Annotated in this window: 16 protein-coding genes and 1 tRNA gene; 10 read left to right on the top strand and 7 right to left on the bottom strand. The window is 66.3% G+C overall.

All coding sequences use genetic code 11. The features are described from left to right. Positions 1-17 precede the first annotated feature (17 nt). Together HNP60_RS08770 and HNP60_RS08765 are read left to right on the top strand one after the other, a co-directional pair. Positions 18-728: an endonuclease/exonuclease/phosphatase family protein gene (locus tag HNP60_RS08770; RefSeq protein ID WP_184152608.1), complete on the top strand. Its 711-nt coding sequence runs from the start codon at positions 18-20 to the stop codon at positions 726-728. Positions 729-826: 98 nt separating this feature from the next. Continuing rightward, the gene (locus HNP60_RS08765; RefSeq protein ID WP_184152606.1) at positions 827-3199 is read left to right on the top strand and encodes a patatin-like protein; all 2373 of its coding nucleotides are present in this window, start codon (positions 827-829) and stop codon (positions 3197-3199) included. On the opposite strand, the gene HNP60_RS08760 is transcribed toward HNP60_RS08765, so the two are convergent. Genes HNP60_RS08760 through HNP60_RS08750 form a run of 3 tightly spaced genes read right to left on the bottom strand, consistent with a single transcriptional unit; the run spans position 3165 to position 6838 of the window. Beyond that, on the bottom strand, positions 3165-4442 hold the full coding sequence (locus HNP60_RS08760; RefSeq protein WP_184152603.1) for an SAM-dependent methyltransferase: 1278 nt from the start codon (positions 4440-4442) through the stop codon (positions 3165-3167). The genes HNP60_RS08765 and HNP60_RS08760 overlap by 35 nt on opposite strands. A 56-nt stretch (positions 4443-4498) precedes the next feature. Further along, positions 4499-5875: a cryptochrome/photolyase family protein gene (locus HNP60_RS08755; protein ID WP_184152601.1), complete on the bottom strand. Its 1377-nt coding sequence runs from the start codon at positions 5873-5875 to the stop codon at positions 4499-4501. A gap of 9 nt (positions 5876-5884) precedes the next feature. Beyond that, positions 5885-6838 (bottom strand): metal-dependent hydrolase, encoded by a 954-nt coding sequence (locus HNP60_RS08750; protein WP_184152598.1) that lies wholly within the window; start codon positions 6836-6838, stop codon positions 5885-5887. A 384-nt stretch (positions 6839-7222) separates the two neighbouring features. Here HNP60_RS08750 and HNP60_RS08745 point away from each other — a divergent pair, with 384 nt between their 5' ends. Together HNP60_RS08745 and HNP60_RS08740 are read left to right on the top strand one after the other, a co-directional pair. Beyond that, a complete protein-coding gene (locus HNP60_RS08745; protein ID WP_014076090.1) occupies positions 7223-7702 on the top strand; it encodes an RNA pyrophosphohydrolase in 480 nt (159 codons plus the stop codon). A gap of 127 nt (positions 7703-7829) precedes the next feature. Next, on the top strand, positions 7830-8051 hold the full coding sequence (locus tag HNP60_RS08740; protein WP_041392974.1) for a hypothetical protein: 222 nt from the start codon (positions 7830-7832) through the stop codon (positions 8049-8051). Between the two features lie 4 nt (positions 8052-8055). Here the strand turns inward: HNP60_RS08740 and ald are convergent, their stop codons facing one another. Next, positions 8056-9174, bottom strand: a complete 1119-nt coding sequence (gene ald / locus HNP60_RS08735) for an alanine dehydrogenase (RefSeq protein ID WP_014076088.1) — start codon at positions 9172-9174, stop codon at positions 8056-8058. Between the two features lie 95 nt (positions 9175-9269). Between ald and HNP60_RS08730 the strand changes: the two genes are divergently transcribed. From HNP60_RS08730 to HNP60_RS08720, 3 genes are read left to right on the top strand one after another with little or no spacing between them, the layout of a single operon-like run. Beyond that, entirely contained in the window at positions 9270-9695 is a 426-nt protein-coding gene (locus HNP60_RS08730; RefSeq protein WP_184152595.1) for a ketosteroid isomerase-related protein, read from the top strand. Continuing rightward, a complete protein-coding gene (locus tag HNP60_RS08725) occupies positions 9692-10285 on the top strand; it encodes a GNAT family N-acetyltransferase (protein WP_184152592.1) in 594 nt (197 codons plus the stop codon). The genes HNP60_RS08730 and HNP60_RS08725 overlap by 4 nt, the downstream gene beginning before the upstream one ends. Continuing rightward, positions 10282-11184, top strand: coding sequence for a nitrilase-related carbon-nitrogen hydrolase (locus tag HNP60_RS08720; RefSeq protein ID WP_184152589.1), 903 nt, complete (start codon positions 10282-10284; stop codon positions 11182-11184). Before HNP60_RS08725 ends, HNP60_RS08720 begins: the two co-directional genes overlap by 4 nt. A gap of 10 nt (positions 11185-11194) precedes the next feature. Here the strand turns inward: HNP60_RS08720 and HNP60_RS08715 are convergent, their stop codons facing one another. Further along, positions 11195-13840: a TonB-dependent receptor gene (locus HNP60_RS08715; protein ID WP_184152586.1), complete on the bottom strand. Its 2646-nt coding sequence runs from the start codon at positions 13838-13840 to the stop codon at positions 11195-11197. 264 nt (positions 13841-14104) lie between these two features. Here HNP60_RS08715 and HNP60_RS08710 point away from each other — a divergent pair, with 264 nt between their 5' ends. From HNP60_RS08710 to sciP, 3 genes are all read left to right on the top strand, one after another. Continuing rightward, complete coding sequence (locus tag HNP60_RS08710) at positions 14105-14599, top strand: nuclear transport factor 2 family protein (protein ID WP_184152583.1); 495 nt, start codon at positions 14105-14107, stop codon at positions 14597-14599. Between the two features lie 40 nt (positions 14600-14639). Continuing rightward, a complete protein-coding gene (locus HNP60_RS08705; protein ID WP_184157216.1) occupies positions 14640-14807 on the top strand; it encodes a glycine zipper domain-containing protein in 168 nt (55 codons plus the stop codon). 128 nt (positions 14808-14935) lie between these two features. Then, a complete protein-coding gene (sciP, locus tag HNP60_RS08700; RefSeq protein ID WP_184049149.1) occupies positions 14936-15262 on the top strand; it encodes a CtrA inhibitor SciP in 327 nt (108 codons plus the stop codon). Positions 15263-15399: 137 nt separating this feature from the next. On the opposite strand, the gene HNP60_RS08695 is transcribed toward sciP, so the two are convergent. Both HNP60_RS08695 and HNP60_RS08690 read right to left on the bottom strand, forming a co-directional pair. Continuing rightward, positions 15400-15882: a hypothetical protein gene (locus HNP60_RS08695; RefSeq protein ID WP_184152580.1), complete on the bottom strand. Its 483-nt coding sequence runs from the start codon at positions 15880-15882 to the stop codon at positions 15400-15402. 87 nt (positions 15883-15969) lie between these two features. Beyond that, positions 15970-16046 (bottom strand) — tRNA-Arg (locus tag HNP60_RS08690). Between the last annotated feature and the right edge of the window lie 73 nt (positions 16047-16119).

Here is a 16119-nt window from a genome sequence, read left to right as displayed (position 1 = left end):
TCCGAATTAGAGCGTCCATGATCAAGGTCGCTTCCTACAACATTCGCAAAGCCATCGGGACCGACCGCCGTCGGCTGCCCGAACGGATCATCGACGTGCTCAACGAGCTCGATGCCGATGTGATCGCGCTGCAGGAAGCGGACCGCCGCTTCGGGCCGCGCCATGCCGTGCTGCCGGACCGGCTGCTGGCGATGCACTCGGATTATCGGGCCGTCGAACTGCCGACCCGCACGGAAAGCATGGGCTGGCATGGCAATGCGCTGCTGGTCCGGCGGGACGTGCAGGAAGGCGCTGCCGGTGACGTCATGCATCTGCCGTGCCTGGAGCCGCGCGGGGCCGTGCTCGCCTCGCTCGATCTCAAGGGCATGAAGACCCGGGTGGTGGGCATGCACCTCGACCTTTCGGGGCTGTGGCGCCGGCGGCAGGCAGCGGCGGTGGTCCATCATGTCGACCAGCTTGAAGATGGCGATCCCTCGGGCGCGACGATCCTCATGGGCGACACCAACGAGTGGACCGTCAATCGCGGGTGCCTTGCCGATTTCGCGCGCCAGTATGAGATCGCGCCATGCGGTCGCAGCTTCCATGCCCGCCGTCAGGTCGCGGCGCTGGATCGGATCATGTGGCGCGGCAATATCGCGCTCGAGGATTGCGGCGTTCACAGCACGGCGCTGGCGCGGCGCGCCTCCGACCATCTGCCGATCTGGGCGACGTTCAGCACGAAGGACTGACCGGCGCGGGGACTGACGGGCGCAGGTCGCTGCCGATAATCCGGTCTCCGCGGGATTGACGAGTCGACAAGCCGCGCCGTCCGCGCCAATCTGCCGGCATGCGGGAGAAGGAACTGAGGCTGGCGCTGGTCTGCTATGGCGGCGTGAGCCTCGCAGTCTACATGCATGGCGTCACCAAGGAGATCTGGCGTCTCGCCCGCGCCAGCCGGGATTTCTGGAGCGCCGGTCCCGCCTCGGATGGGGGAAGCGAGAGCATCTATCTCGCGATGCTGCGGGCCTGCCAGGCAGATCATGATCTCAGGCTGCGCGTCCTGCCGGACATCATCGCCGGCGCCAGCGCGGGGGGCATCAACGGCATCTTCCTTGCCCAGGCGATCGAGACCGGCGAGTCGCTCGATCCGCTGACCGAATTGTGGCTCCGCTGCGCCGATGCCGACATCCTGCTCGATCCCGATGCGCGGCCCCTTTCGCGCTTCACCAAATTCTGGGCCGCGCCCATCCTCTGGCTGCTGATGCGTCGGCGCGGCGACACGGTGGACAAGACGGTGGCGCCGGAAGCCCGGGAGGAAGTGCGCCGCAAGCTCTCGAATTTCGTGCGGGCGCGCTGGTTCGCGCCGCCTTTCGGCGGCAAGGGCTTTTCGGGCCTGCTGCTCGATGCCTTCGACGCAATGAGCGCGGGCGCTCATGGCGAGCCGCTGCTGCCGCCTCATCATCCGCTCGATCTCTTCGTGACGGCGACGGATTTCGCGGGGCATGAGGAAACGCTGCGACTCAACAGCCCGCCCCAGATCAAGGAAACCGAGCATCGGCTGACCATCGCTTTCCGAGCTCGAGGCGATTATCCCCGCCGCCTCGCGGACCCGGCCGAGCTCGTCTTCGCGGCGCGCGCCACGGCGAGCTTCCCCGGCGCCTTTCCGCCTTTCACGGTGCGGGAACTTGATCGCGTGCTGAGCGAGCGGGAGCGGCCATGGCCGGGGCGCCAGGCCTTCCTGCGCCGCATCCTGCCGCACCACAGTGCGCGGGGCACGGCGGAGGATGCCGTGCTGATCGATGGCTCCGTGCTCGCCAATGCGCCCTTCGCGCAGGCCATCGACGCGCTCAAGGATCGCCCTGCCCGCCGGATCGTGGACAGGCGCTTCGTCTATGTCGAGCCCGCCCCTGACGTGGCGGGTTTTCGCCTGACGTCGCCCGTCGCACGGACAGAGACGGGCGAACGCCCCCTCCCCGGCTTTTTCCGCACGATCTTCGGCGCGGTCAGCGACATCCCGCGCGAGCAGCCCATTCGCGACAATCTGGAAGCGATTGCGGCCCGGTCGGCGCGGATACGGCGCATGCAGCATATCGTCGACGCGCTTCGGCCGGATATCGAGCGCACTGTCGATCGCACGCTTGGCCGCACGCTGTTCCTCATCCGGCCGACGGCCCGGCGTCTCGCCGTTTGGCGCGCCCGCTTTCAGCAGAGAGCGGCCCGATCGGCGGGGTTCGCCTATCCCGCTTATGGCTATCTCAAATATTCCGGCATTGTCGAGGAACTGGCCGACCTGATCCTCGCGCTGGCCGGAGAAGGGTCGCCGCTGGACCGGGAGGAATTGCGGCGGACCTTGCGGGACGCGCTGCATGTGCGTGGCATCGACAATGTGGGGCACGGGACCTCGGACGGCGCGAGCGACGCGCTCATCGCCTTCTACCGGAGCCATGACGTCGCCTTCCGCATCCGCCGCCTCCGCTTCCTCGCACGCAACTTGTCGACGGCGGGCGAGCAGGATTCGCCGGGCGAAGCAGTCGATGACGGCCGCGCCCAGATGCGCGACATGCTTTACGAGGCCATCGCACTCTACGCGGAAAGGCAACTGCCCGGCTGGTTCGACGAGACTGTGCGGGAACGCGCCCGGGCGGCGCGGCGCGATCCGCTCGCCGCCATCGAGGCCGTGGCCGAGGCGCGGGATCTGCGCGAAGCCGATGCGATGGTGGACGCGCGCTTTGCTGAAGCAGCGATGTGTCTCGCGCCGGAGGATCGCAGGCACCTGCTCAAGGCCTATCTGGGTTTTCCCTTCTATGACATCGCCACGCTCCCGCTGCTGCAGGGCGAGGGACTGGACGAATATGACCCCATCAAGGTGGACCGGATTTCGCCCGAGGATGCGACGGCTATCCGCGCGGGCGGCGCTGCCGCGACGCTGCGCGGCATCGAGTTCAACAGCTTCGGGGCTTTCTTCAGCCGCGCCTATCGCGAGAATGACTATCTGTGGGGCCGGCTGCACGGCGCCGACCGGCTGATCGACTTGCTGCTCTCCACCATGCCTGCCTGGCCGGATGCGGACGCACGCCGGGCCGCGTGGAAGCGGCAGGCCTTCGAGGCCATCCTTGACGAAGAAGAAGCGCAATTGCCGCTCATGCAGGCGGAAATCGCGCGGATCCGGCAGGAGATCGACGCCGCTATGCCGGCGGCGAATCGCCCTTCACCAGAGTGACTTGCGAGACGTCGATCGAACGGCCGATGAACCCGCCCTCGCAGTACATCAGATAATAGCGCCACAGATCGACGAAGCGGACATCGAACCGGAGCGGCAGCATGCCGGCATCGACGGCGGCGTCGAAGCGCTCGCGCCACTTGCGCAGGGTCCAGGCATAATCAAGCCCGAAGCGGACCTGATCCTGCCACAGCAGCCCCTTCTGTGCGGCGATCTCCCGGAAGCGCCGCTCGGAGAGCAGGCAGCCGCCGGGGAAGACATATTGCTGGATGAAGTCCGCCCGGGCGGCATAAGCGGGAAAGATTGCATCATCGATGCTGATGAACTGGATGGCCGCTCGCCCACCCGGCTTCAGCAGGCGCGCAATGCTTTCCAGATAAGCGGGCCAGTAGCGCTCCCCGACCGCCTCGACCATTTCCACGCTCGCGATTGCGTCATACGTGCCTTCCGCGTCGCGATAATCGCGCAGCAGCACGCGGGCGGGCGCTCCGCTGGCGGCGAGGCGCTGCTCGACATGGGCCTTCTGTTCGCTCGACAGCGTAAGGCCCGTATATTGCAAATCGTATCGCTCAAGCGCCCGCGCGGCCAGGCCGCCCCACCCGCAGCCGATCTCCAGCAGCCGGTCCCCGTCTTTGAGGTCGAGCCGGTCCAGAAGCGCGTCGATCTTGCGGGTCTGCGCTTCGTCCAGCGGTTCATCGGGATAGGCGGGGCATGCGCTCGAATAAGTGAGAGTGCGGTCGAGCCAGAGCGCGTAGAAATCATTGCCGAGGTCGTAATGCTCGGCGATGTTCCGGCGCGCGCCACGCCGGCTGTTGTGCCGCCGGGCGAGTTTCAGTCGCCCGAGCAGGCGCGGCAGCCCGGACGAGCGCGCCGCACTCCCCAGGGAACGGGCATTCGCGCCGAACAGGGCGAACAGCGTCACCGGATCCGGGCTGGACCAGTCGCCCGCTGCCCATGCGCGATACCAGCCCGTCGAGCCGGAGGTGGCGAGGCGCGCGACTGCCCGCCAGCTTGCAAGATGGACGATGGCCGAGAAGCCGGGCGCATGGCCGCCGAGCAGGCGCACGGCGCCATCCGGCAAGTGCAGCTCCAGGGAGCCGGTCAGCAGGCCCCGATCGACTCGTCTCAGCACGGATGTGAACAATGCCCCCGGCACGGAGCGCCAGAGCCCCCGCCCCGCCCGCGCGCCCGTCCGGCGCAGGAAAGCGCGTTGGCGGCTCGCTGGCGGATTGTGGACCGTCATGGCGCCAACATGGTCTCTCGGGGCGGCAAAGACAATCGTTCAGACTGTCGAACGTTTCATGCCCGAACGGTCGCGTAAGCGGAAAGCGCGCGCTCGCGGGCGGCGCGATGGTCGATGATCCTGGCGGGATAGCCCGATGGCCGGAACCCATGGCTTTCGGGATCGTGGACCACTCCATCCGGCAGCCCCGCAAGCTCGGGCACCCAGCGGCGGATATAATCCGCGGCGTCGAACTTGGCCGATTGGCCCAGTGGCGCCATGATCCGGACGAACATGCTGGAATCGATCCCGGTGCCCGCTACCCACTGCCAGTTAACGCTATTGTTCCCGTAATCGGCATCGATCAGCGTATCCCAGAACCACTGTTCCCCATGGCGCCAGTCGATGAGAAGATGCTTCACCAGGAAGCTCGCCGCGATCATGCGCACGCGGTTGTGCATCCAGCCCGTCGTCCAGAGCTGGCGCATGCCTGCGTCGACGATGGGATAGCCGGTGCGGCCCCGCTTCCATGCTTCGAAGTCACCGGCAGCCTCGCGCAGGTCTCGCCACGGAAAATCGTCGAACTGCGCCCTGCCATTGGCACTGCCATGTCGGGGATGCTGGAGGATCACCGTCTGCGCATAGTCGCGCCAGGCCAGTTCCCGCAGATAGGGCTCGGTCCGTCCATCGCGCCGGGCAATGCGATGCCAGACGAGGGACGGCGAAATCTCTCCGAAATGCAGGTGCGGCGACAGGCGCGAACTGCCCTCCACCGACGGCAGGTTCCTCGCGACGTCATAGTCCCCGGCGCTGTCCGCAAAAGCCTCGAGCCGGTCGAGCGCGCCTTGCTCGCCCGGCTGCCAGGCCTGTGCCATGCCGGTCGCCCAGTCGGGGCTGGACGGGCGCAACGACCAGTCGTCGAGATGCTCACTCGCCGGCCATGAGGAGGGCGCGGGGATTTTGTCCGTTCGGGCCATGGGTTCCGGCGGCGGCATCGTCTCCCGCAATGCCCGCCAGAAGGGCGTGAAGATGCGATAGGGGCTGCCGCTGCCGGACTTCAGCAGGCCTGGCGGGTGAAGATAGTTTCCATCATGCAGCACGAGGTCGAGCACGCGCGCGATCGCCCGTTCCGCATTGCGCCACCAGGGCTCATAATGGTGCAGGGCATGGACGCGCCGCGCGCCCACTTCCCGCGCGAGTGCCGGCAGCACTTCGTCCGCGCGTCCCCGGCGAAGCACGAGGCGCGAGCCGGAGGCGCGCAGATCGCCTGCGAGGCTGGCGAGGCTCCCATGCAGCCACCAGCGGGAGGCCGCCCCCATGCGTCGATGGCCCGGCGTCTCGTCGTCCATCACATAGACCGGCACGACCGGCCCTTCCGCGCAGGCCGCGAGCAGGGCAGCCTGATCGCCCAGCCGCAGGTCGCGGCGCAGCCAGAGGATGACCGGTTCCGTCATCGCGGGGCGCTACCGCAGGGCCTCGGCGGGAATCCGGATCACGAAGCTGTTGCGAACCGGGATCCTGTCGAAGCGCTGGTCGCTCAGGACCAGATCGCCATTGGCCTCGCGCCGTGCGAGCGGCATGCGTGACCAGAACAGGAAGGCACGGGCATCGGGATCGACCGCGCATGCCTTCTCGATGGCGGGGTCGTCCATTCCGGTAGGCTGACCCTGTGCGGCAGCGGAGACGGGCCCGGCGCTGCCGAAGAGACTATATTGGAAGCGGCCATGGAGGCCATCCGCCCGCCAGAGCATCTCGCGTTGCCATGGAATGAAGGGTTGCGGATTGGCGACCAGCATCTTGGGGGCCCGCCCTTGCTGGCGCAACCATGTGTCGCCCTGCGCCTGCGCCACGCCGGAGATGGCGCCATTGGCGAAGATATAGGCACTGCTCGCCGCCACGATGATCGCGGCGCGTGTCTTCATCCGGTCAAAGGAAACGCGCTCTCCCCGCCGCGCCCAGACATAACCGCCGATCAGCAGTGCCCAGAGCCAGATATCGATGATGAACAGCGTGTCGCCGTAGAACCAGCGGTCGCTGAGGGGCGAGAGCAGGCGTACGCCATAGCTGTTCAGCCAGTCGAAAGCGGGATGACTGAGCGTCCCGACAAGAGCTATGAACCACAGCCAGCCGAAATGGACCGGAAGCCTCCCCGCCGGGCGCGTCCCGCGGCGGGCTTGCCACCGGTCCACCAGGACCATGATGACGGCAAGCAGGACAGGCAGGATCAGCATGGCCAGCGGCCCGTGTGTCAGCCCCCGGCGCAAGGCGAGCGACTGCGTGCCGAGGACGGTGCACGTCGCGTCGATGTCCGGAATATTGGCCGCGATGATGATGGTCGGCATGCCGAAGCCCGACTTGCGCTTGAGCCCCAGTTGCCCGAGCACGGCGCCGACCATGCTGTGCGTGAGATTGTCCATCCGCTGTTCTTCCGGTCCTCCTGACGTGCCGTCAAGCGATTGGCGATGAACGCTCGGGCCGGCGAAGGGCCGGAATTCGTCCTGAGAGGGGCGGGATTCATCGCGATCAGGATATCCGCCACGCCGCGGGTCATGCTACTGTCGGCGGCTCCGGATCGGTCCCCACGGGAAGACGTCCGGAAACAAGATCCGGATTAGGTGGGGGCGTTGGGGGGAACATGGCGACTATCGCGGCACCGTGGCCCGAAAGGATCATCGCAGGCATGAACTGCCCGTTGCGCCGCGCGCGGCCATTGCCTTTTCTCTCCCCGCTTGCCATCGGCAGGCCTCAGGGCGCTGATCGGATGAAGCAGCGCCTCAGGAAGGACGATTGCGAGCAGAACCGTGACGGACAAGGCTGACCTCCCCTATCGCCCCTGCGTGGGCATCATGCTGGCCAACCGGCAGGGCCATGTATTCGTCGGCAGGCGGATCCAGCCGAAGGAAGGCGATGCCTGGCAGATGCCGCAGGGAGGGATCGATCGGGGCGAAACCGCCGAACAGGCCCTGATGCGCGAACTGGCCGAGGAAACGGGCGTCGCCGCCAACCTCGTGGACATTATCGCGCGTTCGGCCCGCGAGCATCTTTACGACCTGCCCGAGCCGCTCATCGGCAAATTATGGGGCGGCAAATATCGCGGCCAGGCCCAGCGCTGGTTCCTCCTGCGCTTCAAGGGCGAGGACGGCGACATCAATATCGAGACGCACCATCCCGAGTTCGCCGACTGGCGCTGGGTGCAGGCGGAAGAGCTGGTCGACCTGATCGTGCCGTTCAAGCGCCCCGTCTACCGCGAGGTAGTGCAGGAATTCGGGCATCTTCTGTGATGCCGGGCAACGGATGAATATGCCTCCACGCGGCCTGATCTGTCGGCAGCGTTTACACTTTCTTAACCATTAACCATCGTCCGGCGCGGGAATGCGGGACTGGCATGGACATTGCGTAGCGATCGCCATGAAGACGATCAGGCGCCTCTTCACGATCAAGACCAAGTTCGAGGCCTTTCTGGCCATCTATGCCCTGGCCCTCGGTGCCGTCACCCGGGGCCTCCATTACATGGAGCAATATCCCGGAACGCCCGGCAAGCTTCTGGCACTCGCCTGCGTCAGCGCCGTGATGATCGCCGGCGGACTGATGATCGACGCGGTGACGCTCAAGCGCACTTACGAGAGCTGATGCGTTACCCTTCCAGCGCGCTCTCCAGCGGCACGACCTCATAGCCATGCTCCTGCGCCACCGGCGCGCAGGTGACCTGGCCGTTCCACACGTTGAGCCCTTCAAGCAGGTGGCTGTCGCGGCGCATCGCTTCCTTCCAGCCAAGGTCGGCAATGCGCAGGGCGTGCGGCAGCGTCACATTGTTGAGCGCATAAGTGCTGGTGCGCGCGACGGCGCCGGGCATGTTGGCGACGCAGTAATGGACGATGCCATCCACGATGTAGGTCGGCTCGGCATGAGTCGTTGGCACGCTCGTTTCGAAGCAGCCGCCCTGGTCGATGGCGACGTCGACCAGCACCGCGCCCTGCTTCATCGTGCCCAGCATCTCGCGGGAGACCAGCTTGGGGGCCGCCGCGCCGGGAATCAGCACCGCGCCGATCACCAGATCGGCCTGCGCCACGCAATCGGCGAGATTGGCCTTGTTGGAGAAGCGCGTCTTGGCCCGCGCCTCGAAATAGGTGCCGAGCTTTTCCAGCACCTCGGGATTGCGATCGAGAATCGTCACGTCCGCACCCAGCCCCGCGGCCATCTGCGCGGCATTGAAGCCGACCACGCCGCCGCCGATCACCGTCACCCTGGCCGGCAGCACGCCGGGCACGCCACCCAACAGCACGCCCCTGCCCCCATGCGCTTTCTCCAGCGCCGTCGCGCCCGCCTGGATGGACATGCGCCCGGCGACCTGGCTCATCGGCTTGAGCAGCGGCAGGCCGCCATGGGCATCCGTCACTGTCTCATAGGCAATGCAGGTCGCACCGGATTTCACCAGATCGGCCGTCTGCTCGGCATCGGGCGCGAGGTGGAGATAGGTATAGAGGATCTGGTCCTTGCGGAGCATCGCCCGTTCGACGGGCTGCGGCTCCTTCACCTTGACCACCATTTCCGCGCGCTCGAAAACCTCCCCGGCGGTCGGGACGACCTGTGCCCCCGCCTTGCGATAGTCCTCGTCGGTCGCGCCGATGCCGAGGCCGGCGCCGCTTTCCACCAGCACGTCATGGCCATGCGTGACGAGTTCGTGGACGCTTTCAGGCGTCAGGCCGACGCGATATTCATGTGTCTTGATTTCCCGGACTGTGCCGACAAGCATGAGTCTTCTCCTGCTTTATTTGGATTTGACCTTAGCGAAATGCGCGAGGGGCGATAGAGACCCCGGGGTACAATTCTGGACGGAGAAGCGAGCAGATGACGCGTGACGAAGCCATCTCCCTGATCGAGCGTTACTACGCCGCCTTCAATACGGGCGATCACCAGACCATGCTGGATTGTCTCGCGGACGATATCGCTCATGACGTCAATCAGGGCGGTCGCGAAACCGGCAAGGCGGCTTTCCGCGCGTTCCTGGGCCGGATGGACAAGGCCTATCGCGAGCGGCTGACCGACATCGCGATCATGGCCAGTGACGATGGCAGCCGGGCCGCCGCCGAGTTCGTCGTCCATGGGGAATATCTGCAGGGCGAGGAAGGCCTCCCTCCCGCGCGAGGCCAGCGCTACGAATTGCCGGCGGGCGCTTTCTTCACGCTCGCCGACGGGCTCATCACCCGCGTCACCGTCTATTACAACCTCGCCGACTGGATCGCGCAGGTGAGCAAGGAAGAGGCGGCCGCGTGAACGCGGTCGCCGTCGAGACCCTGCTGGCGCCGGAGGCACGCGCTGCCGTGCTGGAGGATCTCGCGCGGCTGCGCATCACCGTGTTCCGCGAGTGGCCTTACCTCTACGACGGGTCGCTCGATTACGAGCGTCGCTATCTCGCGCATTTCCTCGACGATCCGGGCGCCGTGCTGGTGGTGGCGCGCGCCGGCGATGTCATTGTCGGCGCAGCCACTGCTTCGCCCATGGCAGGGCAGGAAGCGGCCTTCCGCGCGCCCTTCGAGCAGCGCGGGCATGACGTCGCGCGCCTCGCCTATTTCGGGGAATCGGTGCTGCTGCCGGCTCATCGCGGCCACGGTCTCGGCCATGCCTTCTTCGATGCACGCGAGGCAGCGGCGCGGGCGGCCGGCGCCCGCTCAGCCTGCTTCTGCGGCGTGATCCGGCCCGCCGGCCATGATCTCCGGCCGGCGGACGCCCGTGATCTCGGCCCGTTCTGGCGCAAGCGGGGCTACGCACCGCTCGAGGGCGTCATCGCGCATTATGACTGGAAGGACCTCGATCAGCCCCGGGAGACGCCTCATCCCATGCAGTTCTGGCACAAAAGCCTGTGAGCGCCTTCAATCTCGCCCTCGCCCAATATCCCATCGACCGGCTCGCCAGCTTCGCGGAATGGCAAGCGAAGACGGCCCGATGGGTGAAGGAAGCGACCGATGCCGGTGCCCGGCTGCTGGTCTTTCCGGAATATGGCGCGATGGAACTGGCCGCGCTCGATCCTGCCAGCATGAGCGATCTGCAGGGCTCGCTCCGTTTCGTGGCGGGGCTGGCTCCACAGATCGATGCGCATCACCGCGCTCTCGCCGCGGCGCATGATGTCCATATCCTCGCCGCCAGCCTGCCCTGCCCGCTGCCGGATGGCTGCGTCGTAAACCGCGCGCGCCTGTTCACGCCGGGGGGACAGATGGGCCATCAGGACAAGATCGTGATGACCCGCTTCGAGCGCGAGCGCTGGGGCATATCCGGTGGCACCGCGATCCGCCTGTTCCGCACCGCGATCGGCCTCATCGGAATCTCGATCTGCTACGATATCGAGTTTCCCATGATCGCCCGGGCGCAGGCCCAGGCGGGCGCGACGCTCATCCTCGCGCCGTCCTGCACGGATAGCATGCAGGGCTACTGGCGCGTGCGGATCGGCGCGCAGGCGCGGGCACTGGAGAACCAGTGCTTCGTCGCGCAGGCTCCCACGGTCGGGATGGCGCCCTGGTCGCCGGTTCTGGACGAGAATTATGGCGCGGCCGGGCTCTTCGCTCCGCCGGATGGCGACGCGCCGGAGGATGGCGTGCTGGCCTCGGGTGCGCCGGGGCAAGCGCAGTGGGTGCATGTCCGGGTCGAGGCGGCGCGCGTGCCGCTCTGGCGCAGCCTCGGTGCCGTGCGGCCCTTTGCCCATTGGGACGAGCAGTTTGCCGGTGTGGTGCCCCCCGCGCTGCCCTGTGAGGTCATTCCGCTCGGCTGAGCCCGCCGGATCAGAAGAACAGCTTGCGGATGTTCAGCCGGATCGTCCTGCCCAGCGGATCCACGAAGGCGGGCTGGTAAGCGAAGGGCGTGTAGCCATTGCCGTCCGTGACGCGCTGGCGGTTGTTGAACAGATTGTCGACGCCGATCTGCACCCGCACCCCGCGCAGCAGCGGCACTTTCGTCACGAGCCCGGGCATTTGCGTCAGGTTGGCGAACAGGCGCACATTGACGGTCGCAAGGTCACCGAACCGCAGCTGGCTGGAGGGGACGCCCACCATGCCATCGATATGCGTCGCGCTTTTCCATTCTCCGGTCAGGCGCAGGCCATAGCCGCTACGTGACAAGCCGGCCTGCGCTTCCACCGTGTGGCGGGAAGGCCCGGCGCCGCTGCCCAGCGCCGCGCCGTCGAGCAGGTCGAGCACCGGCAGGCCCGTCGCCAGCTGCGTCGTGTTGGTGAGCTGGATCTCGTGATACAGCGCGAAGCTGAGGCGCCCGCCGCCACCGGGCCCGCCGGCGCCGCCTCCGAAGCGGCCGCCACCCCCGGCGCGCGGACCGCCTCCGGCACCGGCGCCGCCTGGGCCGCGATCGGCGCGCATGCCCTGCCCCGACGCCCCCTCCGCAGGCGGCCGCTCGCCCTCGCCGCCCGGCGCAGGCGCATCCTGGCCGGGTTGCCGCCCTGCCCCGCCCTGCCCACCTTGAGCGCCCCGCCGCTGGAACGCCGCCCGCATCGCATCGATCTGGCTTTGCGGTGTCCGCAGCCGCTTGCTGAAATTGATGCCCCAGCGGATCGAATCGCGCTTCTCTTCCCTGATGTTGATCGGCCGCAGGTCCACCTGCGTCAGCCTGCCCTCGCCATCCCGCATGAAACGGTCCGGGAAGGCCGCTGCGGTTTCTGCCGTGATGCCGGGGAAGCCTGTGATGCCGGCATCGGTCCGCCGCCGGCTATAGTCGAGGCTCAGGCGCAGGTTCGGGTCGTCCAGCGCCGTTACCACGACGCCCAAGCGGAAATTCCGCGCACGCGGCGCATCCAGCCCGGCATTGCCGCCGGAAATGGTAGTGACCAGCGCGGTTTCGCCCCGCACATAATCGAACACCGGCACGAACTGGGTGAAAGTGACCGGATCGCCCAGTTGCGCTGGTGTCGGTGCGGTCTTCTCGTCGCGATAGGAAGCCGAGAAAGCGATGCCCCGGCGCGGTGTCCAGTTGAGGCCGAGCCCGAGTTCGCGCAGCGTCCCCGCGTCGGAGAGATGCTCCACCCCGCCGCTCGCATTGGCAGAGAGGCGGCCGATCGGGCTCGAAGCCGACGTGAGGGGGATTTCCAGCGTCAGCGCGCCGCTGGCGGCATCCCGCGCGAGATTTCGCCGGGTAAGGACGAGATCGCGGTCGAGGCTGTTGTCGATCCGCAGGGTCGAACCGCTGACCCGCGCCGTCGCCGCGACATCGCCCGCCGGCAGCCGAAATAGCGAACGATTGTAGAGCAGGTCGACATTGGCGGTGTCGCGCGTGCTGCGCGTCTCGTCCGCGGGCCGGCCGACCAGCCAGTTGCCCGCCAGCGGCAGCAGAGGGTCGGCGGTCGGATCGCCCGCCGCGACCGCCTGCGCATAAGCGGTGAGGTCGAAGGGCCGGGCCGTGATGCCGCGCGATTCCTGCCGGGCGTAATTGGCGGTCAGCGTCCATTGCCCCGAGCTGCGCTGCGCGTTGATCGTCAGGCCGATCTCGCCATTCTGCGTGCTCGACGAGCGGCCGAGAGCACCGATGCCGGGGCCGGTCGGATAGACGATGCTGTCCTCGGGGCCACCGGCATAAAGCGTGCCACCGGGGATGGTAACGCCGGGCAAGGCGAGGCCGACATCGCTCTCGCTGCCGGTCGTGCCGATCTCGGCGCTCAAGGTCGCATGCGTGCGCTCGCTCAGCGGGCGATAATAGCTGCCGTTGATGGTCAATTGGTCACGCTGCGGAACGAGCGAGCGGGCGGGGCTTTCCGGCCGGGTGAGTCCGCGATCCGATTCCAGCAGGCCGTTGGTCTGCGTCCATTCCGCCGAGATGTTCACGCGCTGGCCATTGCGGATGGCGAGGAAGCCACCCTCTGCCTCCAGCGTAGCTGCGCCGCCCGCAGTCGGGAGCCGCGTGCCCGCCTCACCGGTGAAGGCACGGAAACGCTGGCGCAGGACGATGTTCATCACCTTCTGGTCTGCGCTGTATCCGTAGCGCAGCCCCACTTCCTCGGGCAGGATGTCGACGCGGGCAATCGCCTCGGCAGGCAGCGAGGCGATCTCGCGAAAGCTGGCGATGCGCCGGCCTTCCAGCAGCGTCACCGGGGGCTTGCCGCTCGCGCTCTGCAATTGCGGCCCGAGTTCGGTCAGCAGATCGCTGATCGTGCTGACGCCCAGCGCGCGGATATCCGCCGCGTGGAACTGCTGCTCGGGTTTGGTGTCGCCGACCACCGCGCCGCGTTCGCGCGCACCGGTCACGACGATCTCCTCTTCGTCGCCGAATTCCCCGCTGGTGCCCGCCCCTACCGGCGGCAACATCGTCCCGTCCGTCTGCTCCGTTTCCTTCTCGTCAAGCGTCTGGGCACTGGCCTCTGCCCCGGCCAAGGCGCCGAAAGATGCCGTGGCCAGGATCATGGCGGAGAAACGGAACGAATGGTTCATGGGCAGGATCAGCCTCGCTGGTGAGTGGTGTCCGGAATGCGATAATCGGTGAAAGCTGTCACTTCCCTGACCGGACCGCGCGGCGCGACCATGATCGGCGCTTGCCCGGCGAGATCGTCGGCGCGGTCGGCACGTGCAGGAAAATGACGGCAAATCGCGGCGCGATTGCCGGAAATCGCCGGCCGCGACAATCATTGAACTTGTACTAAATTGTCGCCATGCCAGCGGGGCCGGCACGACCGGTCAACCAGGGAGAGGATGCGGATGACATTGCCTATCGAGGACAGGATCGGCCTTCAGGATCTCATCGCCGATTATAGCTGGGCGCTGGACACCGGCGATGTCGAGGCGCTGGTCGCCTGCTTTACGCCGGACGCCCGCATGGTTGAGGAAGTGTTTGAGGATCCGGACATCTGGGACGGACATGAGGGTATTCGCGGCATTGCCGAACATTATCGCAACGCAGCGGGCTTTCCCGGCCGTCAGCATCATGTGACGCAAACCCAGTTCAAACCTCAGCCGGACGGCTCGGTGAAGATGCGCTCCTTCGCCATCGTCACCGAGTGCGAGGGCGAGCCGCCCTATCTGCTGCGATTCACCGGCTGGTATGACGATCATGCGGTGAAGGGCGAGGATGGCCAGTGGCGTTTCCATCGGCGCACCGTGCGCTTGTGGGATGGCGAAGTGCTGAAGAATTTCCCCGGCCGCGGCGAATGGGTGCCCCGCAAACGGCCCGATTCGCTGGTCATCCGCCGCTGAACTGTCGGATCGATCCGCACAGCAAGGCATTGTGTCTCTGATGGATGCCAGCGGAGCGCGGATCATGGGCGGTTGGAACAGGAGCGCGGTCGGGATTGGCGTCGGGCTTGCGCTCGGCGTGGCAATCGGCCTTGCCATGGATAATATCATCGCGGGGATTGGTATCGGCATCGCCCTGGCGATCGCGATGGGCCTGCTCCGGCGCTAGGGGCGCCCCTAGGGCGCAATTTGCGACGAACCGAGAATATCCGGTTAATTACCTAGAGCATGGTTAACAGCTTTTTTACCGGGATTGCCGAAAATTGACGTCATGGCAAAAGACAAAGGATCGTGGCCATGAATGTCGTCCCCTTCGAAAGAAATCAACGTGTTACCTCTGCCGATCGTGTCATCGGACCGCTCGGTGAGCTCATCGGCCGGGAAGATCTGCCCGCGCCAGACAGCCAGTGGACACCCCGCCGCAAAGCGGAAGTGGTCGCGGCCGTCAACGGTGGTCTGATGACCGCCGATGAGGTCATGTCGCTTTACAATCTCTCCGTCGAGGAGTTCGCGAGCTGGCAGCGTGCCGTCGAGCGTTTCGGCCTCGCCGGCCTGCGGCAGACCCGCATCCAGCACTATCGTGACCTGCAGGAACGCAGCCAGCGTTTCGGCTGGGCCGCCTGACAGAGACGCGCCGCCGGGACCCCACGCCCGGCGGCGCGCTGCACTCAAGCCCTGAATAAAAGGAAGAGCCATCCCGAAAGGGAAGCGGCCAGGAGCAGCGCCGTGGTCGAAAGGCCGGGGTGATTCTTTTGAGTGCGCTAATTCAGATCCACAATGCGCATTGCCATAGCTGTCATGGCCAAAGCCCATCGATGGCTCCTCCGCATCTCTTCCAACGGAGTGCGATCAACGGCCAGCTCGCCCTCCGCGGTTTTCTCGAAGCTGGTAAATACGAGGTAGTTGGGATCGACGATCCAGTATCCGACGCATTTAGAGTGGGCGATCAAATTCCTCGGTTTGGCGTGTTTATCGTATTGGCGGCGATGCCCCCGGATCAGTTTCAGCACTTCTAGCGACGCGCTGTTCGCCGCAGCAGCCTTCCGAATTTGGGCCAGCACGGCGGATGCCGGCATTCGTCCGATCAGGTCGGCCCCATCAGACATTCCAACGTTCAGGACTTTGGACAGGAGCAACTTCAGCGCGACGTCTACTTCCGCCCAGGCGAGGATCAGATCGAGCATAACGTCGCGGTGAAACGGCGGGATGACGCGAACAATGTCGTCGTGATGAAAAGCGGGCATCGAGACCTGACATGTCCGGGCAAGTTAGCCAGAATGTTATACGGCTGGAGCCCTGCCCTTATCTATCGCCGCTAAGTCATTGGGAAATGGCGCACCCGGAACGATTCGAACGTCCGACCCTCAGATTCGTAGTCTGATGCTCTATCCAGCTGAGCTACGGGTGCTTGAGCCATTTACCGGGCTGCCTGTGGGGCAGCCGGGAGAGGCGCAGATAGTCCCGGCCCTCCCCCATGGCAA

This window comes from Sphingobium lignivorans, assembly GCF_014203955.1.
GTDB classification, from domain to species: domain Bacteria; phylum Pseudomonadota; class Alphaproteobacteria; order Sphingomonadales; family Sphingomonadaceae; genus Sphingobium; species Sphingobium lignivorans.
This window is presented reverse-complemented; position numbering and strand designations above follow the sequence as displayed.